The 21,421-nt window shown below is 71.5% G+C and carries 22 protein-coding genes and 1 pseudogene; 6 read left to right on the top strand and 17 right to left on the bottom strand.

The window, feature by feature from the left end:
* Positions 1-6: 6 nt before the first annotated feature.
* The gene (locus FLL47_RS03665) at positions 7-1,197 is read right to left on the bottom strand and encodes a S8 family peptidase (protein WP_144118960.1); all 1,191 of its coding nucleotides are present in this window, start codon (positions 1,195-1,197) and stop codon (positions 7-9) included.
* A 535-nt stretch (positions 1,198-1,732) separates the two neighbouring features.
* Here FLL47_RS03665 and FLL47_RS44635 point away from each other — a divergent pair.
* Positions 1,733-1,876, top strand: a pseudogene (locus tag FLL47_RS44635) (cell division protein DivIVA); the annotation flags it as partial.
* Between the two features lie 57 nt (positions 1,877-1,933).
* Here FLL47_RS44635 and FLL47_RS03675 read toward each other — a convergent pair.
* Positions 1,934-3,490, bottom strand: coding sequence for a Rieske 2Fe-2S domain-containing protein (locus FLL47_RS03675; protein ID WP_186315545.1), 1,557 nt, complete (start codon positions 3,488-3,490; stop codon positions 1,934-1,936).
* A 95-nt stretch (positions 3,491-3,585) separates the two neighbouring features.
* On the opposite strand from FLL47_RS03675, the gene FLL47_RS03680 reads away from it, so the two are divergent.
* Positions 3,586-3,915 (top strand): DUF2631 domain-containing protein, encoded by a 330-nt coding sequence (locus tag FLL47_RS03680; RefSeq protein ID WP_425457649.1) that lies wholly within the window; start codon positions 3,586-3,588, stop codon positions 3,913-3,915.
* Between the two features lie 65 nt (positions 3,916-3,980).
* Here FLL47_RS03680 and FLL47_RS03685 read toward each other — a convergent pair whose 3' ends face one another.
* The 8 genes from FLL47_RS03685 to FLL47_RS03720 form a co-directional block, all read right to left on the bottom strand.
* Positions 3,981-5,066 carry a DivIVA domain-containing protein gene (locus FLL47_RS03685; protein WP_144118963.1) on the bottom strand — a complete coding sequence of 362 codons (1,086 nt, stop codon included), beginning with the start codon at positions 5,064-5,066 and terminating at the stop codon, positions 3,981-3,983.
* Between the two features lie 28 nt (positions 5,067-5,094).
* Positions 5,095-6,222: a dual-specificity RNA methyltransferase RlmN gene (gene rlmN, locus FLL47_RS03690; protein WP_144118964.1), complete on the bottom strand. Its 1,128-nt coding sequence runs from the start codon at positions 6,220-6,222 to the stop codon at positions 5,095-5,097.
* Positions 6,223-6,330: 108 nt separating this feature from the next.
* A complete protein-coding gene (locus tag FLL47_RS03695) occupies positions 6,331-7,386 on the bottom strand; it encodes a phosphatidate cytidylyltransferase (protein WP_144118965.1) in 1,056 nt (351 codons plus the stop codon).
* On the bottom strand, positions 7,386-7,943 hold the full coding sequence (gene frr / locus FLL47_RS03700; RefSeq protein WP_144118966.1) for a ribosome recycling factor: 558 nt from the start codon (positions 7,941-7,943) through the stop codon (positions 7,386-7,388). Before frr ends, FLL47_RS03695 begins: the two co-directional genes overlap by 1 nt.
* Positions 7,944-8,379: 436 nt before the next feature.
* The gene (gene pyrH, locus FLL47_RS03705; RefSeq protein WP_144118967.1) at positions 8,380-9,099 is read right to left on the bottom strand and encodes a UMP kinase; all 720 of its coding nucleotides are present in this window, start codon (positions 9,097-9,099) and stop codon (positions 8,380-8,382) included.
* A gap of 109 nt (positions 9,100-9,208) precedes the next feature.
* Positions 9,209-10,036, bottom strand: coding sequence for a translation elongation factor Ts (gene tsf / locus FLL47_RS03710; protein WP_144118968.1), 828 nt, complete (start codon positions 10,034-10,036; stop codon positions 9,209-9,211).
* Positions 10,037-10,114: 78 nt separating this feature from the next.
* Positions 10,115-10,987 carry a 30S ribosomal protein S2 gene (gene rpsB, locus FLL47_RS03715; RefSeq protein ID WP_144118969.1) on the bottom strand — a complete coding sequence of 291 codons (873 nt, stop codon included), beginning with the start codon at positions 10,985-10,987 and terminating at the stop codon, positions 10,115-10,117.
* 254 nt (positions 10,988-11,241) lie between these two features.
* Positions 11,242-12,096, bottom strand: a complete 855-nt coding sequence (locus FLL47_RS03720) for a hypothetical protein (protein ID WP_144118970.1) — start codon at positions 12,094-12,096, stop codon at positions 11,242-11,244.
* A 161-nt stretch (positions 12,097-12,257) separates the two neighbouring features.
* On the opposite strand from FLL47_RS03720, the gene FLL47_RS03725 reads away from it, so the two are divergent.
* The 4 genes from FLL47_RS03725 to FLL47_RS03740 all read left to right on the top strand — a co-directional run bounded on the left by FLL47_RS03725 (position 12,258) and on the right by FLL47_RS03740 (position 16,619).
* Complete coding sequence (locus FLL47_RS03725; protein WP_144118971.1) at positions 12,258-12,617, top strand: YraN family protein; 360 nt, start codon at positions 12,258-12,260, stop codon at positions 12,615-12,617.
* A 98-nt stretch (positions 12,618-12,715) separates the two neighbouring features.
* Positions 12,716-14,236, top strand: coding sequence for a YifB family Mg chelatase-like AAA ATPase (locus FLL47_RS03730; RefSeq protein WP_144118972.1), 1,521 nt, complete (start codon positions 12,716-12,718; stop codon positions 14,234-14,236).
* Positions 14,233-15,438: a DNA-processing protein DprA gene (locus tag FLL47_RS03735; protein ID WP_144118973.1), complete on the top strand. Its 1,206-nt coding sequence runs from the start codon at positions 14,233-14,235 to the stop codon at positions 15,436-15,438. The genes FLL47_RS03730 and FLL47_RS03735 overlap by 4 nt, the downstream gene beginning before the upstream one ends.
* Before the next feature lie 11 nt (positions 15,439-15,449).
* A complete protein-coding gene (locus tag FLL47_RS03740; protein WP_144118974.1) occupies positions 15,450-16,619 on the top strand; it encodes an aminotransferase class V-fold PLP-dependent enzyme in 1,170 nt (389 codons plus the stop codon).
* On the opposite strand, the gene FLL47_RS03745 is transcribed toward FLL47_RS03740, so the two are convergent.
* The 7 genes from FLL47_RS03745 to lepB (FLL47_RS03775) form a co-directional block, all read right to left on the bottom strand.
* Positions 16,543-17,274 (bottom strand): murein hydrolase activator EnvC family protein, encoded by a 732-nt coding sequence (locus tag FLL47_RS03745; protein WP_144119039.1) that lies wholly within the window; start codon positions 17,272-17,274, stop codon positions 16,543-16,545. The genes FLL47_RS03740 and FLL47_RS03745 overlap by 77 nt on opposite strands.
* A gap of 140 nt (positions 17,275-17,414) precedes the next feature.
* The gene (locus FLL47_RS03750; protein ID WP_020523399.1) at positions 17,415-17,732 is read right to left on the bottom strand and encodes a DUF2469 domain-containing protein; all 318 of its coding nucleotides are present in this window, start codon (positions 17,730-17,732) and stop codon (positions 17,415-17,417) included.
* 66 nt (positions 17,733-17,798) lie between these two features.
* Entirely contained in the window at positions 17,799-18,503 is a 705-nt protein-coding gene (locus tag FLL47_RS03755; RefSeq protein ID WP_144118975.1) for a ribonuclease HII, read from the bottom strand.
* Complete coding sequence (locus FLL47_RS03760) at positions 18,497-18,961, bottom strand: NUDIX hydrolase (RefSeq protein WP_144118976.1); 465 nt, start codon at positions 18,959-18,961, stop codon at positions 18,497-18,499. Before FLL47_RS03760 ends, FLL47_RS03755 begins: the two co-directional genes overlap by 7 nt.
* Before the next feature lie 53 nt (positions 18,962-19,014).
* Positions 19,015-19,656: a signal peptidase I gene (gene lepB / locus FLL47_RS03765; RefSeq protein WP_144118977.1), complete on the bottom strand. Its 642-nt coding sequence runs from the start codon at positions 19,654-19,656 to the stop codon at positions 19,015-19,017.
* 55 nt (positions 19,657-19,711) lie between these two features.
* The gene (lepB, locus tag FLL47_RS03770) at positions 19,712-20,347 is read right to left on the bottom strand and encodes a signal peptidase I (protein WP_144118978.1); all 636 of its coding nucleotides are present in this window, start codon (positions 20,345-20,347) and stop codon (positions 19,712-19,714) included.
* A 35-nt stretch (positions 20,348-20,382) separates the two neighbouring features.
* Positions 20,383-21,270, bottom strand: coding sequence for a signal peptidase I (lepB, locus tag FLL47_RS03775; RefSeq protein WP_246157476.1), 888 nt, complete (start codon positions 21,268-21,270; stop codon positions 20,383-20,385).
* Positions 21,271-21,421: the final 151 nt, after the last annotated feature.

A 21,421-nucleotide genomic window follows, 5' to 3' on the forward strand; every position in this document is an offset into this window, starting at 1 on the left:
GTGCGGTCAGAAGTTGCCCGTGTAGAGCAGGCGGTTCGGCGACCCGCTGCCGGGCGAGCCGACGACGCCGGTGGTGGCGTTGGCGATGAGCGCGGACTGCACCTGGGCCGGGGTCGCACCCGGGTTGTTCTGCAGGTACAGCGCGACCGCGCCGGCCACGTGCGGGGTGGCCATCGAGGTGCCGCTGATCGTGTTGGTGGCCGTGTTGTTCGTGAACCACGACGAGGTGATGTTCACGCCGGGGGCGAAGATGTCGACACAGGTGCCCCGGTTGGCCCAGGAGACCTTGCTGTCGTTGCTCTGCGTCGCCGACACCGTGATCGCCTCGGGGACCCGGGCGGGCGAGTAGTTGCAGGCGTTGGCGGCGAAGATGCCCAGGATGCCGTTGCCCGCCGCGATGGCGTACGTGACCCCGTCGGCGATCGACGCCTTCACCGCGTTGTCCAGCACCGTGTCCGCGCCGCCGCCGAGGCTCATGTTGGCCACCGCGGGCTCGCCGGGGTCGTGGTCGCCGGTCACCCAGTCGATGCCCGCGACGACCTGCTCGGTGGTGCCGCTGCCCTCGGCGTCGAGCACCCGCACCGCGACCAGGGTCACGCCCTTGGCCACGCCGTACGTGGTCCCGCCGACCGTGCCCGCGACGTGGGTGCCATGCCCGTTGGCGTCGTCGGCCGTGCCGCCGTCGATGGCGTCGAAGCCGGTGACGGCCCGCCCGCCGAACTCGCCGTGCGCGAACCGGATGCCGGTGTCGATGATGTACGCCCGCACCGACGACGCGGTGTTCGAGTAGGTGTAGGAGTTGCTCAGCGGCAGGTTGCGCTGGTCGATGCGGTCGATGCCCCAGGTGGCGGGTGACTGCATGGCACTCGCCCGGTGGATCATGTTGGGCTGCACGTACGCCACTGCCGGGTCGGCGGCGATGCGGCGGGCGGCCAGGGCGCTGCCGCTGAACGAGAAGCCCTTCAGCCCGGCCCGGAACGTCTTGCGCAGGCTCGCCCCGTGCCGCCCGGCCAGACCGGTCGCGGCGGAGACGTCGGCACCGGACTTCAGGACGACGACGTAGCTGTCGGCCACGACCTCGCCGCTGACGGCGAGCACGGCGGCTTCCGGTGGCGCGGCGGCGGCAGCCGCGGGCAGAGCGGTGGCGCCGGCCAGCAGCGCCGCGACACCCAGCACGAACGTGCGGGCACGTTTCATGGTTGGTTCCTCCCCTGTCGGACCGGCGGCCCGCGGCACTGGCTCGTAGCTCGTGGCAGGACCCGCTGGAACTGTTTGGAGGAACGTATACAGCGATTATGAATATTTGAAGACTTATGTTTATCGCTGTCTTGCGATTCACTGGGAAGGTTGGGAACCTCTCCCCGACCCGGTGCCGTCACCGCACCCCGGCCCGCCGCACCCCTCAAAACCCTCTCGACCTGCATAAACGCCGACGGGCCGAGCTGAGGCGCGGTGACGGGCGGGACGGTGGCACCGCTCGGCCTTGACCGCGTCGGCTTTCATGGGATTGACCAGGGGGAGGTGCGGGATGCGGACGACGGCACAGCGGTGGTCCGCCGCGTTCGTCTGGCTGGGCATCGGCACGCTGGTCGGCGCGTGCGCCGGCGGGGCCGCGCCCTGGATCGGGGTCGGCCTGCTGTGCGCGGGCGTGCTCCTCAATCTCGTGCCCGGGAGCGGCGCCGCCGTGCCCGGTGCGCCGGAGGCCGCCGGGACCCGCTCGGCGGACGCACCGCCGGGTCTGGAGCACCTGGGCACCCGGGTGGAGCAGATCCTGCGGCTGGCCGAGGAGCAGGCTCACAGCCACCGCACGGAGGTCCTGCGCAAGGCCCTGCAGGAGGCCCAGGAGATCGTGTCGGCCGCCCAGGTGGAAGCAGCCCGGACCAGGGGCGAGCACCCCTGACCGGGCGTCGGCCGGCAGCGATCCGGCTGCGGCTCAGGCCGGAGTGGGCTGCGTCTGGCCGGCCGGCTCCGAGCGGATCTCGTGGCCCACGCTGGTGAGGCAGCGGCCGGTCCGGAGGTTCCACTTCCAGCCGTGCAGCTGGCAGGTGAGCTGCTCGCCCTCGACGATGCCGAAGCGGGTCAGGTCCGCCTTCAGGTGCGGGCAGCGCCGCTGGAACGACCAGCCGCCCACGGTGATGTCCTCGGCGTCGGGCCGCTGCGACTCGTACCAGCCCTCCGCGTACTGCAGGCGCTCCTCGGACAGGCACTTGAAGAACGCGTACACGAACTCGTTGTACTGCCCGATCCGCGCCGCCGAGAAGCGGCAGGACAGGAACAGCGAGTTCACCCAGTCGCCCTCGTCGATGTGCAGCAGGTGCTCGATCAGCCGCCGCTCGGTCCGGAAGCGGTAGCGCACCTTCTCGTCCGCGGCGATCCGGACCTCCTTGTTCGGGAAGTCCACCAGGATCGACTCGACCAGCTCGCCTGACGGGTCGGTCAGGTCGAAGCGCACCGGGCCGCCCACCCCCTGTGCCAGCCGCACCGACTCGTCCAGCAGCGGCTCGATGCGCGCCTTCATGCCGGCCAGCACGTCGATCTCCGGGTGCGACCAGGACGCCTTCTCCCGCTCGATGACCACCCGCTGGCGCTCCTGGTACGCCTTGAGGTGCTCCTCCTTGCGCGCGAAGAACTCCTCCAGGTCCGGCACCGGGTGCGTCGTCTCGCACGAGTCGGCGGTCAGCGCCGACACCGAGCCCGGCAGCAGGACCACGCCGTTGGTCCCGCCGACCTTGGCGTACTCCCGGACGAAGTCCGACTGGTCCGGGAAGATGTTGCCCTCGTCGCCGTGGATGTCGTTGAACTGCCACAGCTCGTCGTCGAGGAAGCACGGCGGGCCGGCGATCGGGAAGACGTGCGACGCCTTCAGGTCGTCGATGTAGCGCCAGGTGCGGTCGTACTGCCGCTCGCGCTTCTGCTTGCCGAACGCCGTCTTGGCGGACTGCGGCAGCTCGTAGACCATCGGGTACCAGATCGCGCCCGAGAACTGCAGCATGTGCGCGTGCACGTGGCCCAGCTCGGTGAAGCGGATGAGGTCGGTGGGACGGGCGTCGTTCTGGTTGAGGACCCGTACGCCGTCGTGCTCGACCCACAGCGACGAGTCGCCGATCGGGCCGTCCGTCGGCGAGATCAGCGCCTGGATCATGACCTTCAGGCCGCCGTCGAGCTCGTGCACCTCGTCCGACACGGTCTTGAAGAACTTCGTGAAGCCCAGCGCCCGCAGCTCGTCCTCCAGCTGCGAGGTCGGGTACTCCGGCAGCAGCACCGTCGCCTTCTTGCTGACGAAGCGCTTCAGGTGCGCCGCGTCGAAGTGGTCCCGGTGCAGGTGCGACACGTACAGGTAGTCGACGTCGCCGAGGTGCTCCCAGTCGAGCTGCGAGTTGTCGGGGAAGGGGAACCACGAGGCGAAGTACGCCGGGTTCACCCACGGATCGCACAGGATCGAACCCGCCGCCGTGTCGATCCGCATGCTGGCGTGTCCCGTACCGGTGATCCGCACTGCCCGTTTCCCTTCTCGCCGCGTAGTGGACCTGATAGACGCTACCTGAGCGCTCCGGAGGGCCCGTCCACCGCCACCTCGCCCGCGGGATGCCGGACTCCCCCCGAGCTCTCGATCACGCCATGCCAAACTGTATTGCCGCCTCCGCGACGCACGCCGTCGGCGAAGGCCTGGAGTCGAGAGAGAAGGACCTGATCGTGGCCGCAGAAGAGCCGGTAACCTCGCCCGACCAGCACGCCCCCACGCCGGTGAAGGCCGCCCGGATCGCCGGGACCGTGGTGATCGTCTTGCTGCTGCTGATGCTGTTCGGCAACCACGAGGGCAATGTCGAGACCATCTGGCTGATCAGCACCGCCGGGATCTTGGCCGCGATCATAATCATCGACATCGTGCTGCGCCGCAACGGCCTGCGCGACTGACCTGGCAGAAAACGGCCCCGGCCGCGCCCTTGCGGGCTGCGGCCGGGGCCGTCGTGCTGTCGGGGTCAGCGCCGGCCGACGATGTCGCGCACCTCGCGCAGCGCCTGCTCGACCTCGGCCTCGTAGTAACCGCCGGGCACGAGGTTCAGCCGGCCCGGGTCGAGCTCGCCCTCGTTGACCGCGCCGCCGGTGCGGCCGGACAGCGAGCCCAGGACGGTCTCGAAAAGCCGGTCGACCTGCTGCGGGTCGTAGCCGCTGCCGAAGCGCCGCAGCTGGAACGTGCGCCGCAGCTGATCCACCCGGGCCAGCTCGCCCGTGTAGGCCGGGCCTGCGGGCACGGCAGGCGGCGGAGGCGGCGGAGGCGCGAAACCGCCGCCGCCACCGTACGTGGACGGGTTGGCCGAGGCCGGGGGCACCGCTCCGAACGTGTTCGTGGCGTCGTTGTCGTACCCGCCGCGCTGCGGCGCGCCGCCGTACACCGGCTGCTGCGCGGTGACGGAGCCGAAACCGCTGCTCGGCCCGTACGGGTCGACGCGCGGCGGCTCGTTGCGGGGCGGCTCCGGCATACGCGGCGGCTGCGGGCGCTCCATCCGGATCTCGCTGGTCATGTCGGCGCGGCCGTGACCGCCGCCGAAGCCGTCGAAGCTGCCCTGCGGGCCGGGCGGGGGCGGCGGAGCCTGCTGCTGGCTGCCCGGACCGGGGCCCATCGAACTCTGGCCGGCGTACGAGGGCTGCTCGTCGAAGCGCGGCTCGTAGCGCGGCAGCGCACCGGTCGGCGCGTTGGCGGCCGGGGTGCGGGTCGGCAGGGGCGGGGGCGGCGGGCCCATACGCTCCGGCGTCGGCGCGGGGGCCGGCGCCGGGCCGGCCAGGCCGGCCCGCAGCTCGGCGCCGCGACCGGGGGCCGGCGGACGCTCCTCCAGCTCGGCGAGCTGGCGCTCGACCCGGTCGAGGTGCAGGTCGACCTGCCATTCGTCGTATCCGCCGAAGCGCACCCGGAACACGACGTCCCGGACCTCCTGCGACCTCACGTCCGGACCGACCGGGGCGCCGTTGAGCGTCGCCTCCACCCGGTCGAGGAAGGTGTCCACCTCGTCGACCTTGTAACCGCGACGGACCGCCCGGCGGCGGAACCGCTGACCATGCGAGCTCACGCCGGAACCTCAATCCTGTAATTGCAGCTCATGCCTCAACCTCGCTCGCAGCCAACTGTCCACATGCGCCGTCAATCTCGCGTCCCCGGGTGTCACGCACCGTAGTGGCCACTCCGGCCGCGCGCAACCTCCGGACGAACTCCCGCTCGACCGGCTTGGGACTGGCGTCCCACTTGCTGCCGGGCGTGGGGTTGAGCGGGATGAGATTGACGTGCGCCAGCCGCCCCGCCAGCAGGCGACCCAGCAGGTCAGCCCGCCACGGCTGGTCGTTCACGTCCCTGATCATGGCGTACTCGATGCTGACCCGGCGACCGGTGCGGGCGGCATAAGCCCACGCGGCGTCGAGCACTTCGGCGACCTTCCACCGTTGGTTCACCGGCACGAGTTCGTCGCGAAGGTCATCATCGGGCGCGTGCAGCGAGAGCGCAAGAGTCACGGAGAGGTCTTCCTCCGCGAGCTTTCGCATCGCGGGGACCAGACCCACCGTGGAGACCGTGACGTGGCGCTGGGACAGCCCCAGGCCCTCCGGCGCGGGGCTGGTCAGACGGCGCACCGCGGCGATGACCCGGTTGTAGTTGGCCAGCGGCTCGCCCATGCCCATGAAGACCACGTTGCTCAGCCGGCGCGCCTCGCCGCCCATCACCCCGGACTGCGCGACCCCGGCGAGGTACACCACCTGGTCGACGATCTCGGCGGTGGACAGGTTGCGGGTCAGCCCCGCCTGACCGGTGGCGCAGAACGGGCACGCCATGCCGCAGCCGGCCTGGCTGGAGATGCAGACCGTGACCCGGTCGCCATACCCCATCAGCACGCTCTCGACCAGCGAGCCGTCGTGCAGCCGCCACAGCGCCTTGCGCGTCTCGCCGTCGTCGCAGGCCAGCTCGCGGACCGGGGTCAGCAGTTTGGGCAGGAGCTGCTCGGTCAGCCGCTCGCGCGCCGCGGCCGGGATGTCGGTCATGCCGGCCGGGTCGCGCTCCAGCCGCCCGAAGTAGTGCGTCGACAGCTGGGTGGCGCGGAAGGCCTGCTCACCGAGGTCGGACACGGCGCTGCGCCGACCCGCTAGGTCCAGGTCGGCGAGGTGGCGCGGCGGCATGGAGGAGCGGCGCGCGGTCGCGCCGTCACCATCGGTAACGGAAATCAACGGAAGGCTCGTCATGACTGGTCCAGTGTCCCACGTTCGCACGAGGGCGACAGCCCTCGATGGTGCCAACAGTGCTGCTCGGGGTCGTGCCACGCCCGCCTGTGCCACGCGCTGTGTCTCACCTCACGCCGGTGGGGCGAGCACGGACAGCAACAGGTACGCCGTCGGCACGGCGAAAACGATCGAGTCGAGTCGATCCATGATGCCGCCGTGGCCGGGCAGGATGTTGCTCATGTCCTTGATGCCGAGGTCTCGCTTCAGCAGCGACTCGGCGAGGTCGCCGAGCACCGCCGCGACGGAGACCACCATGCCGAACAGGGCGCCCTTCCAGGGCGCCACGTCCAGCAGCGCCCACAGGATCGCCGCGCTGCCCGCCGCGGTGGCCACGATCGAGCCGGCGAAGCCCTCCCAGGACTTCTTCGGGCTGATCGTCGGGGCCATCGGATGCTTGCCGAACAGCACGCCCGCCACGAACCCGCCGGTGTCGGAGAGCACGACCGCGGCCAGCGTCGCCAGGATCCGCCACTGCCCGTCGTCAGGCGTGGTCAGCGGAGCGGCGAAGCCGAGCAGGAACGGGACGTACACCATGGTCAGCGCCGCAGCGCCCATGTCCCGCTGGTAACCGGCCGGGCCGTCGCCCATCCGCCACACCATGGTGGCCAGCACGGTGATCAGCAGGCCGATGCTGAGCGCGTCGACGCCGGAGAACCAGGCCAGGCACATCATCGCCACGCCGCCGCCGAGCAGCGGGATCAGCGGCGGCCGTGCCCCGGAGGTGCGCAGCGCGCGCGTCATCTCCCAGATGCCCAGGCCCGCCGCGGCCACCAGGATGACCAGGAACAGCGGCTTGAAGAAGAACAGCGGCGCCAGGATGACGAGCAGCAGGCCGACCGCGACCAGGATCGAGACGGGCACGTTGCGCCCCGCTCGGCCGTAGTCCTTGACCGGCTCGGCCGCCGCCTCGGGCCGGTCGGCGTCGTCTCGGCGGTCGGACGGCTCGTGATCCGGCTGCTCGGCCGGGTCGCCGTGGCGCCCCGGCCCGCCCCGGCGGCGACCGCCCCGCGGCTCGTCGGCAGGCAGGTCGGAGGGGTCGGAATACGCGTCGGGCGCGGCATCGTAGGGCTGCCGCGCCCGGGAAGCGCCGGACCGGCGAGGGTCCGTGTCGTATGGCTCGCTCATCAGACTTCGAGCAGCTCGACTTCCTTGTGCTTGATGAGCTCGTCGATCTGCGCCACGTACTTGGCGGTCAGGTCGTCGAGCTCCTTCTCCGCCCGGCGCCCGTCGTCCTCGCCCGCCTCACCGTCCTTGACGATGCGGTCGAGCTCCTCCTTGCCCTTGCGGCGCACGTTGCGGACGGCGACCTTTGCGTCCTCGCCCTTGCTCCGCGCGACCTTCGTCATGTCGCGGCGCCGCTCCTCGGTCATCGGCGGCACGAGGATGCGCAGCTGGTTGCCCTCGTTGCCCGGGTTGACGCCCAGGTCCGAGTCGCGGATCGCGCGCTCCATGGCGCCCAGCTGGGACGTGTCGTACGGCTTGATGATCACCATGCGCGGCTCGGGCACGCCGATCGACGCCATCTGCGGCAGCGGGGTCGGTGTGCCGTAGTAGTCGATCACGATCTTGGAGAACATCGCCGCGCTGGCACGGCCGGTGCGGATCGCCGCGAGCTCCTCCTTCGCGTGCTCGACCGCCCGGTCCATCTTCTCCTCTGCTTCGAGGAGGGTGTCGTCGATCACGGGCTTCTCCGTCTCTGATCGTGTGCCGCGCGGCCGGTGGCGGCGCGGCGGCCTGTGGGCCCCGTCCCGCGGCGCACCTGGTCGCCGGGCACTGACTCCGTGCTGTGCTCTGTCTTCGATCATCCGCCTGACGGCGGCGTGATGCTCGCATCACGTCCGAGCCCGCGTGAACGTGTCCGCAGTCGCGCACCGTCTCCACGCACGGAACCCGTCCGTCACGCGGCCATAGGGTACCGCCCGCCACGTCCGCCCCCGCGCGAGGCGTCCACCCCACCCGTCCGCCCCGCCCCACCCACCACCGACCCCGCCGACCGCCGAGCCGCCGACCGCCGACCGCCGGCGCAACTCTTGAATAGTCGCGCCTACCGGGTCGGTCCCAGGCCGCGAGTCTTTGAGAGTTGCGGCAGGGGCGAGGCCAGGCGGTGGTGGGCCAGGGTCAGGAGGCGGTGATCAGGGTGCCGATCTTGTCGCCACCGACGGCGCGGACGATGGTGTCGTCGCCCTCGGCGCCGAACACCAGCATCGGCAGGCCGTTGTCGGCGCAGAGGCTGAACGCGGCGGCGTCGGCCACCCGGATGTTCTGCCGCAGCACCTCGCTGAACGTGATCCGGTCGATCCGGACCGCGTCGGGGTTGGTGCGCGGGTCTGCCGTGTACACCGCGTCCACGCCGTTCTTGCTCATCAGCACCACGTCGGCGTGGATCTCCAGGGCACGCTGGGCCGAGACGGTGTCGGTGGTGAAGTACGGCATGCCGGCACCGCCACCGAAGATCACCACGCGGCCCTTCTCCAGGTGCCGGATGGCGCGCAGCGGGATGTACTGCTCCGCGACCTGGGCCATCGTGATCGCGGTCTGCACGCGCGTCTCGATGCCCTCCTTCTCCAGGAAGTCCTGCAGCGCCAGGCAGTTCATCACCGTGCCCAGCATGCCCATGTAGTCGGCGCGGGCCCGGTCCATGCCGCGCTTCTGCAGCTCGGCACCGCGGAAGAAGTTGCCTCCGCCGACGACCACGGCGACCTGCACGCCGCGGCGCACCACGGTGGCGATCTGGCGGGCGACCCCGGCCACGACGTCCGGATCGACGCCTACCTCACCACCGCCGAAGACCTCGCCGGAGAGCTTCAGCACGACCCGATTGAACTGGTGTCCGGACATCAGCGACCTTTCGTCTCACCGTCGGCGACGCCGCGGACGGTATGGAAAAGGGAGGCCGTTGGCTGCCACCAGCGACCTCCCTTCTTTAGTGCGTTCCGCTCGGGGCGGCTCAGGCCTGGCCGACCTCGAACCGCGCGAAGCGGGTGACCTCGATACCGGCCTCGACCAGCACCTGCTTCACCGTCTTCTTCTGGTCGGTGACCGACGGCTGCTCGATCAGGACGAAGTCCTTGAAGAACGAGTTCACCCGGCCCTCGATGATCTTCGGCAGGGCCGCCTCGGGCTTGCCCTCCTCGCGAGCGGTCTGCTCGGCGATGCGGCGCTCGGACTCGACGACCTCGGCGGGCACCTCGTCACGGGTGACGAACTTCGGCCGCATGGCCGCGATCTGCATCGCCACCGAGCGGGCGTCGTCCGCGCCGGCCTCGTCGGTCTTGCCGCTGTACTGGACGGCGACACCCACCTGCGGGGGCAGGTCGGCGCTCTTGCGGTGCATGTACACCGCGACCGCGCCCTCCAGCACCGCGAAGCGGCCGATGACCAGCTTCTCGCCGATCTTGGCCGACTGGTCCTGCATCAGGTCGGCGACGGTGCCGTCACCGATCTTCGAGGCGAGCAGCGCCTCCACGTCGGCCGGCTTGGTCTCGGCGACGTGGGCGACCAGCTGCTCGGCCAGCGCGATGAACGCGTCGTTCTTGGCGACGAAGTCCGTCTCGCAGTTGAGCTCCAGCAGCGCGGCGCCCTTGTGGGCGACCAGGCCGTTGGCGGTGGAGCGGCCGGCGCGCTTGCCGACATCCTTGGCGCCCTTGACGCGCAGGATCTCCACGGCCTTGTCGAAGTCGCCCTCGGACTCCTCGAGCGCCTTCTTGCAGTCCATCATGCCGGAGCCGGTCAGCTCACGGAGCCGCTTGACGTCTGCAGCGGAAATAGTGGACATCAGTTCCCTCTTTGGTAGAAGACTTCGCAAGTCGTACCACACGGTGCGGGTCGTCGACCCGCACCGTGTGACAGCGGATCACTCAGCGGCAGCGGCGGGCGCGGTCTCGGCCGGAGCGGCCTCGGCGGCCGGGGCCTCGGCGGCCGGAGCCTCGGCGGCCGGCTTGTCCCCGGCCAGCAGCTCCTGCTCCCACTCGGCCATCGGCTCGTCGGCCGCGACGGTGCCGGGCTCCGGCTTCACGTCGCCGCCACGCGCGGCCTTGCCCGAGCGGGCGATCAGGCCGTCGGCCACCGCGGTCGCGATGACCTTGGTCAGCAGCTCGGCCGAGCGGATCGCGTCGTCGTTGCCCGGGATCGGGAAGTCGACCTCGTCCGGGTCGCAGTTGGTGTCCAGGATCGCGATCACCGGGATGCCCAGCTTGCGGGCCTCGTCGACGGCGATGTGCTCCTTCTTGGTGTCCACGATCCAGACCGCCGACGGCAGCTTGGTCATGTCCCGCAGACCGCCGAGGGTCTTGGTGAGCTTCGTCTTCTCCCGCGACAGCTGCAGGGTCTCCTTCTTGGTGTACCCCGCGGCGGTGCCGGTCAGGTCGATCGACTCCAGCTCCTTCATCCGCTGCAGCCGCTTGTACACCGTCTGGAAGTTGGTGAGCATGCCGCCCAGCCAGCGGTGGTTGACGTAGGGCATGCCCACGCGTGCGGCCTGCTCGGCCACGGCCTCCTGGGCCTGCTTCTTCGTGCCGACGAACAGCACGGTGCCGCCCTCGGCGACGGTGTTGCGGACGAACGCGTACGCCTTCTCGATGTACTCGAGCGTCTGGCGCAGGTCGATGATGTAGATGCCGTTGCGCTCGGTGAAGATGAAGCGCTTCATCTTCGGGTTCCAGCGACGGGTCTGGTGCCCGAAGTGAACGCCGCTCTCCAGCAACTGGCGCATGCTGACTACAGCCATGTGTAGGCCTATCTCTCGGCACGGACGCAGGCCCGTGCTTTCCCTGGTTGAACCGGCAGCCGGCGGCTGCCGCCTGGCGCCCGGTCGTCGGCCATGGTGGAACCCCGCGAACGGGGACCAGGGAGGCCGCCGCCCTGCCTGACTACAGGCGGGAGGGCGCGCGAAGTCGACCACGTGAAGTGGTCGCGATACCCAAGTGTACGCGGTGCCCCGGGTCACCCTCGCCCGGGACACCGCTCAACGCCTGGCGACCGCTAGGAGGCGGTGGCCGCGGCCAACATCAGCGCCGCACCCACCAGCAGATAGGCCAGCGGGGTACGCAGCCAGACCCGCGGGCCCTGGAACTGCACCGCGGTGGCCGCGCCCGTGGTCAGGGCATACAGGCCGAGCGCGAGGAACGGGAAGGCCGTCATCGCCAGCAGCGGCGCCAGCACGAGCCCGGCCTCTGTCTGGAACAGGCCCGCCAGCAGCGGGCGCAGCATCATCAGCTCGCCGAACCCGGCGAGCGCCCAGAACGCCACCAGCAGGGCCGGCCGCTTGCTGCGGTAGAGCCCGTCGGACTCGGCGACCGAGCGGCGCACCGCGGCCGCGTCGACGGTCGAGGTCGGCTGCTGGATCGGGTCAGGGTTGCCCATGGGCGGGCCCGCCAGCGCGGGCGGCGACACGGGGCCCCGCTCGCGCGGACTTCGCGGGGCGAAGTCGATGTCCGGCATCGGCTCGGCCGGACGCTGGCCGCGCGGCGCGTAGTCCGGGTCCGGCGGGGGCAGCGGCGCGCCCGGGCGGGCCCCGCGCGGGACGAAGTCCGGGTCGGGGGGCGGCAGCGGCTGCCCGGAGCGCTGGCCGCGGGGCGCGAAGTCCGGGTCCGGCGGAGCCTGGTAGCGGTCCCCGCCACGGTCCCAGTCACGGTCGTCGCGGCCGCCGCCAGGCCCGGGACCTGCGCTCAGGTCGGCCAGCGAGGCGTAACGGCTGTCGCCGGAACGGGGTGCCGGCACGCGGGATTCCCCATCGAAGTCGTATGCGTACTGGTCCGGTGCGCGCCGGTCGTCCCGGCCGCCGCGCTGCTCGCGAAAAGAGTTCGGCCAGTCGGCGAAGTCGTCATGTCCGTCCACGGCCGCCCACCGTAGAGCAGATTTCACCTTCGCGCCAACAAGCGGCCGCCTTAACAGATCAACCACATGATCAGGCGCATATCCACAAGCGGCCCACCGTCCACAGCCGACGGCCCTGACGCCGTGCGATCCGGCCCGCCCACCGTGTTGGCTCGGCGCCCATGACGAAGGTGACACAGGCCCTCGGCGCCTGGGGAGAACGCCTGGCCGCGGCCCATCTACTGGACGCGGGCATGGTGCTGCTCGACCGCAACTGGCGGTGCGCGGCCGGGGAGATCGACATCGTCGCGCGCGACGGCGACGCGGTGGTCTTCTGCGAGGTGAAGACCCGCCGCGGTGCGACATACGGCACACCCGCCGAGGCGGTGGCCAGGGCCAAGGTCCGGCGGCTGCGGCAGCTGGCCGCCCAGTGGCTGGCGGTCAGCGGCATACGCCCCGCCGAGGTCCGCTTCGACGTCGTCAGCGTGTACGCCCGGCACGGCGCCGACCCGGTCGTCGACCACATCCGCGGCGCGTTCTGACGTGCACGAGCAGAACGGAGGGGCTCGATGAGCGAGCGCAGCGAGCGACCCGGCAGGCACAGGCCTCATCGAGACCCGCAGCGAAGCGGAGGGACTCGATGAGCTACGCGATGGTGCTGTGCGCCGCGCTGGAAGGGGTCACCGGGCAGCTCGTGCGGGTCGAGGCCGACCTGGCCGCGGGGCTGCCGGTCGTGGTGCTGAGCGGGCTGCCCGACACGGCGCTCAACGAGGCCCGCGAGCGGGTGCGCGCAGCGATCACCAACTCTGGCGAGCGCTGGCCGCAGCAGCGCATCTCCATCAACCTCGACCCCGCGGACCTTCGCAAACGCGGATCGGCTTTCGATCTTCCCATCGCACTTTCGATACTCGGGGGCACCGGCACCCTGCCCCTGGCCGGGCTCGACGACGTGCTGGTGCTGGGCGAGCTGGGCCTGGACGGCTCGGTGCGCGCGGTACGCGGAGTGCTGCCGATGGTGGCCGCGGCCGCCGGGCAGGGCATCACCAAAGCGGTCGTGCCGGTCGGCAATGCCGCCGAGGCGGCGCTCGTGCCCGGGATGCGGGTGCTGGCCGCGGACACCCTGGGCCGGGTGATCGGCTTCCTGCGCGGCCGGTGCGCCCTGCTCGAACCGCCGGACGCGCTGCCCAGGCCGGGCGGGCCGGAGCCCGATCTGGCCGACGTCGCGGGCCAGGAGACGGGGCGGCTGGGCGTGGAGCTGGCCGCCGCGGGCGGGCATCACCTGGCGTTGTTCGGCCCGCCCGGCGCGGGCAAGACGATGCTGGCGCAGCGGCTGCCCTCGCTGCTGCCTCGCCTGGACGACGAGGCCTCGCTGGAGGTCACCGCCCTGCACTCGATCGCCGGGGTGCTCGCGCCGGGTGAGCCGCTGCTGCGCAGGCCGCCCTACCAGGCGCCACACCACACCGCTTCGGTGCCGGCGCTGGTGGGCGGCGGCAGCGGGCTGGCCCGGCCCGGCGCGCTGTCGCTGGCGCACCGGGGTGTGCTGTTCCTCGACGAGGCTCCCGAGTTCACCCGGCAGGCGCTGGACACGCTGCGCCAGCCTCTGGAGGACGGGGTCGTCACGCTGGGCCGCTCGCGCGGCGTGGTGGTGTATCCGGCGCAGGTGCAGGTGGTGCTCGCGGCCAACCCGTGCCCGTGCGCCCGGCCGGCCGGCGACGCCGGGTGTGCCTGCACCCCGCAGGTGAAGCGGCGCTACCTGGGGCGCATCTCCGGGCCGCTGCTGGACCGCATCGACATCCAGCTGACGCTGCCGCCGCTGAAGGCGGCCCACCTGTTCACCGACTCGTCCATGCGCGAGTCCTCGCACGTGGTGGCGCAGCGGGTGGCCGCGGCGCGGGCGACGGCCACGGCGCGCTGGGCCGGGCTGGGCGCGCGCTGCAACGGCGAGGTGCCCGGCACCGTGCTGCGCCAGCGCCGCTGGCGGCTGCCCGACGACGTCACCGAGGGGCTGCGCCGCCGACTGGACACCGGTGACATGTCCGCCCGCGGCCACGACCGGGTGCTGCGTATGGCCTGGACCCTGAGTGACCTGGCCGGCTTGGACCGGCCCGGCAAGGACGAGATCAACATCGCCCTCACCCTGCGCAATGGAGGCACGACATGAACATCCTCGACATCCCCACCGGCTCCACGGACGACCAGGCGGTCCGCGACGCCCGCATCGTGCTGGGCAGCCTGGTCGAGCCGGGCAGCCGCCGCCTGTACGAGCTGGTCGCCGCGTACGGGCCGGTCGAGGCGCTGGACCGGCTCGTCAAGGGCCACGAGGACGGGCCGCTGGCCGAGGCGGCGGCGCTGCGCCTGCACGGCCGCCCGCCCGCGGAGTTCGCTGCCCGGTTGTGGGAGCGCTCGGACCGGCTGGGCGTACGCATCCTCACGCCCGAGTCGGGCGAATGGCCTGTGCGGCTGGCCGATCTGCGGCACATCAGCGTCGACGGGCCGAACACGATCGACCGGGACACGTACCCGCCGCAGTGTGTGTGGCTGCGCGGACCGCACCGGCTCGACGACGCGGTCGAGCGGTCCGTGGCCATGGTCGGCGCACGGGCCAACACCGTCTACGGCGCGCACGCGGCGACCGAGCTGGGCTACGGGCTGGCCGACCGGAGCTGGTCGGTGGTGTCCGGCGGCGCGTACGGCATCGACGCGATCGCGCACCGGGCCGCGCTGGCCGCGGGCGGTGTGACCGTCGCGGTGCTGGCCTGCGGCGTGGACCGGCCGTATCCGCTGAGCAACACCGCCCTGTTCGACCAGGTCGCCGAGGAGGGCCTGTTGATCAGCGAGTGGCCGCCGGGCACCGCGCCGTTCAAGGTGCGCTTCCTGGTGCGCAACCGGGTCATCGCCGCACTGTCGCGGGGCACGGTGCTGGTCGAGGCGGCCGCCCGCAGCGGGGCCCGGCAGACCCTGCGCCGGGCCCGGCAGCTGCGCCGCGCCGCGATGGCCGTGCCGGGCCCAATCACCTCGGAGATGTCCGTCGGCTGCCACGAGGAGCTGCGCCGCGAGCCGCACGAGCCGGTGCGGCCGGTCGCCACCGTCGAGCAGGTGCTGGAGGAGGTCGGCGGCATCGGCGAGCTGGCCCCGGTGCCCCGCGGCGCGGACCGCCCGCTGGATGCGCTGGACCCGGTGGAGCGGCAGCTGGTGGACGCGGTGCCGCGGCGCGGCGGGGCGTATCCCGAGCAGATCGCCGCCGACGCCGGCGTGTCCCTGCGGGCCGCGCTCGCGATCCTGCCGTCCCTGGCGCTGCGCGGACACCTGCGCGAGCACGGCGGCGGATTCGCGAGGCCCCTGCGGACCGGGCGGACGGCCTAGACTCCGGGTACATGATCGGTGATCCCCCGGCCCCGCTGGACGGCGCCCGCGAGCTGTTCGCGCTCGACCCGGCCGTCGCGCATGTCAACCACGGTTCGTTCGGCGCGGTCCCGGTGCCGGTGCGTCAGGCCCGGCAGCGGCTGATCGACGAGCATGACGCGAATCCCACCCGGTTCGTCACCGCAGACCTGTGGGAGCGGGTGGCCGCGGCACGGGCCGCCGCGGCCGCGTTCTGCGGGGCGGATCCCGCGGGCAGCGCGTTCGTCGCCAACGCCACCACCGGCACCGCGCTGGTGCTGGCGGCGGTCGCGCCGGGCGAGGGCGACGAGATCGTGGTCACCGACCACGGCTACCACGCCGTCGAGCTGGCCGTCGACGATCAGCACCGGCGGCGCGGGGTGCGCGTGGTGACCGTTCCGGTCGAGCTGGGCGCGTCCGAGGCTGACACGGTCGCCGCGGTGCTGGACCGGGTCGGCCCGCGCACCCGCCTCGTCATCGTCGACCAGGTGTCCTCGGCGACCGCGCAGCGGCACCCGGTGCACACGATCGCCGCCGCGCTGCGCGATCGGGGCGTGCCGCTGCTGGTCGACGGCGCGCACGCGCCCGGCATGCTGGCCCGCCCGGTGGCCGGCCTGGCCGCCGACTTCTGGGTCGGCAACCTGCACAAGTGGGCGTTCGCGCCGCCGGGGACCGCGCTGCTGCAGGTGGCCCCGGACTGGCGGGACCGGATGGTGCCGCTGGTGGTGTCGCACTCCCAGCCGGACGGCTTCCCGCTGTTCCTGGAGCAGCAGGGCACCCTCGACCACAGCCCCTGGTTGGCCGCGCCGGCCGGGCTCGACGTGTTCGACCGCTACGGCTTCGACACGATCCAGCGGCACAACGTCGCCCTCGCCGCGTACGGCCAGCGGGTGCTCGGGCAGGCCCTGGGCCTGGACCCGGACGCGTTGCCCGAGCCGGGCCCGGAAGTGCCCATGCGGCTGCTTCCGCTGCCGACGGGGGCGGCGCGCGGCTTCGCCGACACTGCCGCGCTGCGCACCAGGATCAGCGTCGAGCTCGGGGTCGAGCCCAACGTGATGTGGTGGCGGGACCGCGCCTTCCTGCGGATCAGCGCCCAGATCTACAACAGCGCCGCCGACTACGAGCGGCTCGCCGCGGGGCTGCCGGGCCTGCTGCGCGGCTGAACGGGATCGCCACCGGGCTGTGGGTGCCGCCGGGCAGCAACCGCACCCGGCCGAGCCCGAGCACTGCCAGCGGGTCGAGGTAGACGCCGCCGCGCCGCAGGCCCCAGTGCAGGCAGGCGGCCGTCGGACAGCCCGCGTGCCCGGCGGCGAGCGTGCCCAGCGGAGTGCCCGTGGCGACGGAATCACCGGCTTCGACCAGCGGTTCGACGGGTTCGTAGGTGGTGCGCAGGCCACCCGGATGGTCGACGCTGACGACGCCGCGGCCGGCCAGCATGCCTGCGTAGACGACGGTTCCGGCACTCGCGGCCAGCACCGGCGAGCCCGCGGCCGCGGCCAGGTCGACGCCGCGGTGGCCGGGGAGCCAGGGCTGCGGTGGCGGGTCGAACCTGCGGACCAGGTGCGGCGTGCCCGTCAACGGCCACCGCCAGCCGTTCGGGGCCCGCAGCTCGGCCGTCAGGCGGTTCGGCTGCGGGCGCGCACGTGTCGGCGCGACCATCCGGATTCGGCTTTCGAGAGAAACGTCCCCGGCCGGGGACTTGGCGCCTCCGGCCGCACCAGCCTGGGGGATCGACGCGGAGGAGGCGGCACCCGCCGCCATGGCCTTTACGGCGGGTGCGGGCGGGATGACACCGATGATCAGCAGTAGCGCCGCCATGGGCGCGATGGTCGTACTCACGGCGGCAGCGTGCCGGACGGCGGTGCCGTCTCGCGACGGGCTGCCGGGCGCGCCTGTGGACAACCGGGCGGTTGGGGACAACCGCCCGATCACGTGCCCGGTGTGCTAGGGCCGGACGTTCAGAATCCGCCCTCGGTGGGCAGCGAGATGTCGGGCTTCTCCAGCTCCTCGACGTTGACGTCCTTGAAGGTCATTACTCGGACATTCTTCACAAACCGGGCGGGACGGTACATGTCCCAGACCCAGGCGTCGTGCATCTCCACCTCGAAGTAGACCTCGCCGTCGGAGTTGCGCACATGCAGGTCCACCTGGTTGGCCAGATAGAACCGGCGCTCCGTCTCCACCACGTAGGAGAATTGGCGCACGATGTCGCGATACTCCCGGTAGAGCTGCAGCTCCATGTCGGTCTCGTACTTCTCGAGATCCTCTGCGCTCATCGTTCGCCCTCCTGCGGCCCACATCCTGCCGATGAACCGTACCGCGCCGCGCCCAGCGGCGCGCGTTTAGCCACGGAGGCCGGTCGACGCCGTCAGCTCGATCACCCCACGCGGCCCGACGCGACCCCGCTCCGCCCGTGCCACGTTCTGGTACGAGCGGCGGTGCACCGGGCTCGGCCCGTGCTCCTCCAGCGCCGCCTGGTGCTCGGCGGTGCTGTACCCCTTGTGCAGCGCGAACCCGTACTGCGGATACACCATATCGAGCTGTGTCATGATCCGGTCGCGCGACACCTTCGCCAGCACGCTGGCCGCCGCGACACATGCCGCGACCTGGTCGCCCTTCCACACCGCGAGGTTCGGCACGCCCAGCCCGTCCACCGGGAAGCCGTCGGTCAGCACGTACGCCGGGCGCGTCGACAGCGCGGCCAGCGCCCGCCGCATCGCCGCCACGTTGCACACATGCAGCCCGCGCGCGTCGATCTCGTCGGGACCGACGACCACCACCGCGTAGGCCGACGCGGTGGCCTTCACCACGTCGAAGATCCGGTCGCGGGTCGCCGGGGTGAGCAGTTTCGAGTCGGTCAGGCCCTCGATCTCGGCCCGCTTGGCGTCGGGCAGCACCACCGCCGCGGCCACCAGCGGCCCCGCACAGGCGCCCCGGCCCGCCTCGTCGGCTCCGGCCACCACCGCGAAGCCGCGCCGCTGCAGCGCGCGCTCCAGGGCGTAGACGCCGCCGTCCACGCGCAGCACCGGGCGCGACGGGCTCAGCACGGGCCGACCCCCGCGCCGTCCAGCACCGCGACCAGGTCGGCCGGGTAGATCATCTCGCCGGTCTCCCGCAGCTCCGGCACGCTCCACCAGTGGTGGGCGTGCACCCACTGCTGCTCGACCTCGTCGAAGCCACTGGTGTCGACGCGCCACTCGGGCACCCGTACCAGATAGAAGTCCTGCTCCTGGCGGTAGGAGACGCCGTCGAACGAGAACAGCGCGACCTCCGAGTGCACCGCGGGGCCCAGCTCGGCCGTGGGCACGGCCAGGCCGGTCTCCTCGTACAGCTCACGGGCGGCCGCCTGCGCGGTCGTCTCGCCGTCGTCGAGGCCGCCACCGGGGGTGAACCAGTAGTACACGTCGGGGGCCGTCGGGTCGCTGCCGCGGAAGAGCAGCACCCGTCCGGCCGCGTCCACCAACAGCACCCGTCCGGCCCGCCTCGGCCGGGGCTCCACCTGCATGTCATGCAGCCTAATTCGTGCGGCCGGACCGGCACACGCCGGGCGCGGCGGGCTCACTTGCCGGGCGACGGATCCGGCACGGCCTCGAAGGTCTCCGGCACGGTCAGCCAGGTGGCCCGGTCGAACGGCCAGAACAGCACGAACGCCCGCCCGACGAGCGCGTCCAGCGGGATCGTCGCCTGCATGATGTCCTGGTTGTGGCCGTTGTAGTTGGCCAGCGAGTCGGCGGAGGCCTCGCGGTGGTCGCCCATCACCCACACCCGGCCCGCGGGCACCGTGATGTCGAACGGCTGCGGGGCCGCCTTGTTGCCCGGGTAGACATACGGCTCGTCCAGCGGCTGCCCGTTGACGGTGATCCGGCCCTGCGCGTCGCAGCAGACGACGTGGTCGCCGGGCACGCCGATCACCCGCTTGATGAAGTCCTCCTGCTCCGTGGAGCTGCGCCAGCTCAGCGGTGCCTTGAAGACGATGATCTCGCCTCGTTCCGGCTCACCGAACTCGAAGGCGAGCTTGTTCACCAGCACCCGGTTGTCGACGAGCAGCGTCTGCTCCATCGACCCGGTGGGAATGTAGAACGTCTGCACCACGAACTGCCGTACCAGCAGGGCGACGACGAGGGCCACCACCAGCAGGACCGGCAGTTCTTTCCAGAAGGATCCCCGGCCGCTGCGCGGCTTCTTCTCGTCGTCGATCATGCGCCGGAGCCTACGCGGCCCCCGCGCGCCCGGTGACCCCCGGCTCTACTCTGTGTCAGCCTCCGGACGCCGGCTCCGGCACACCCGCGAACGTGTCCGGCACCGTCAGCCAGGTGGTCCGGCTGAACGGCCAGAACAGCACGAAGGCCCGCCCGATCACGGAGTCCACCGGGATCGTGGCCTCCTCGATGTTCTGGCCGTGGTTGTTGTAGTTGGCCAGCGAGTCGCCCGAGGCCTCGCGATGGTCGCCCATCACCCACAGCCGGCCCTCGGGGATGGTGACGTCGAAGTCCTCGGGCGCCATCTTGTTGCCCGGGTACACGTACGGCTCGTCGAGCGGGTGGCCGTTCACCTGGATGCGTCCCTGCGGATCGCAGCACACGACACGATCGCCGGGCACGCCGATCACCCGCTTGATGTAATCCTCGTGCTCCGGGGTGTTACGCCAGCTTTCGGGTGACACGAACACGATGATCTCGCCGCGCTCCGGCGTGCGGAAGTCGTAGACGAGCTTGTTGACCAGCACCCGGTCGTCGAGGTCCAGGGTGTGCTCCATCGACCCGGAGGGGATGAAGAACGTCTGCACCACGAACTGCCGCACCAGGAATGCCACGATGATGGCCACACCCAGCAGGATCGGCAGCTCGCGCCAGAACGACCCTTTGCTGCTTTTGGTCTGCTCGTCAATCACGCACGGAGCCTACGCGGCGAAACTGAAAACAACGATCACCCGTGCTGTGTTGCCTCACCGCGTGTAAGCCTGCGGCGTACCACGAACGCCCCGAGCAGCAGCGGCAGGACCACCGACACCGACTCGCCGGAGGCCGGTCGGGCGGCGCCGGCGGCCAGATCGGCGTCCGGCACCTTGTCGAACACCTCCTGGTGGGCGACCGAGCCCCAGCGGCTGAACGGCAGCGCGACCACCATCGCCTTGCCGATGACGTCGTCGATCGGCACCTGTCCCTGGCAGCGCGAATCCTGCGACACCAGGCGGTGGTCACCCATCACGAACAGCATGCCGGGCTCGACGATGACCTCGTCGAAGTCACGCGAGTTGCAGGTCTTGTCGCCCGCCTCGCCGCGCGGGGAGTTGCGGATCACGTACGGCTCGTCGATGGGGACGCCGTTGACGTAAATCCGACCGTCGACGTCGCAACAGGACACCCGGTCCCCGGGCAGGCCGATGACGCGCTTGATGAAGTCCTTCTCCCCGGGCTGGCTGATGCCGACGAGGTCGCCCACGGTCCGGCCGAGCTTGGAGAAGAAGCCGGCGTCGGGGTCCGCGCCGTTCTCCGGCGCCCAGTTGTCGGGGCCCTTGAAGACGATGACCTCGCCGCGGGTGGGGTCGCGGAACTCGTACACCACCTTGTTGACCAGCACGCGGTCGCCGACCAGCAGGGTGTCCTCCATCGAACCGGAGGGGATGTAGAACGCCTGCATCAGGAAGGTGCGGATGAGGACCGCCAGGCAGAACGCCACCACCAGCAGGAGCGGGAGCTCCTGCCACAGCGGCATGCCCTTGCGCCCACGGCGGCTACGGCGGCGGCGCTTCTTCCACTGCTCGCCCGTGAACCCGTCGTCGTGGGATGCCCTGTTGGTGGGGAGGAGTGCCACAACTGCCGCCGCTCGTGAAGTTCGCCACTTGATGTCGGCCGCAAGCCTAGAAGAACAGAGAACTTTTCGGGAGTCCCGTTCAGCCAGTGATAGCGAGCTTTAACAAACCAGTGGGTACACGAAACGGGCGGCGCCCCCCGTAGAGGTCACC

Origin of the sequence: Catellatospora sichuanensis (assembly GCF_007483665.1) — a bacterium.
Classification (GTDB): domain Bacteria; phylum Actinomycetota; class Actinomycetes; order Mycobacteriales; family Micromonosporaceae; genus Catellatospora; species Catellatospora sichuanensis.